Origin of the sequence: Microbispora sp. CL1-1, assembly GCF_012034195.1 — a bacterium.
In the GTDB taxonomy this organism is placed as follows: domain Bacteria; phylum Actinomycetota; class Actinomycetes; order Streptosporangiales; family Streptosporangiaceae; genus Microbispora.
On sequence record NZ_JAATEK010000184.1, the window covers coordinates 1 to 509 of the forward strand.

Sequence of the window (509 nt, forward strand, 5' to 3'; positions counted from 1 at the left end):
TTCACAAAATCGCCAACGTGCTGGGAGCCATGCCGAAGTCCGCACAGAGCGGCGCGAAGAAGGCGTTGGCGGAGATCTGGAACGCCGAGGACAAAGACCACGCCCTGGCGGCGGTGAAGGCGTTCCAGGCCGCTTACGGGGCCAAGTACGGCAAGGCCGTGGCCAAGGTCGTCGACGACGTGGACGAGTTGCTAGCGTTCTACGACTTCCCAGCCGAGCATTGGGTGCATCTGCGCACGACCAACCCCATCGAGTCGACGTTCGCCACCGTGCGGCACCGCACCAAGGTCACCAAAGGCCCCGGTTCACGGGCGGCCGGGCTGGCCATGGCGTTCAAGCTGATCGAGTCGGCCCAGGCCCGCTGGCGCGCGGTCAACGCCCCCCACCTCGTCGCCCTGGTCCGCGCCGGGGCCACCTTCGTCAACGGCAAGCTCGTCGAACGCCCCGACGATCAGCCCTCACCAGCAGCTGCTTAGGAACTCGTGATCCACAGGTCTTGACGATTGCTC

At 66.0% G+C, this 509-nt stretch carries 1 protein-coding gene; it reads left to right on the forward strand.

All coding sequences use genetic code 11. From position 1 onward, the window contains the following. On the forward strand, positions 1-476 hold a 476-nt coding region (locus HCK04_RS40530; RefSeq protein WP_185949127.1), incomplete at its 5' end, for a transposase. Between the last annotated feature and the right edge of the window lie 33 nt (positions 477-509).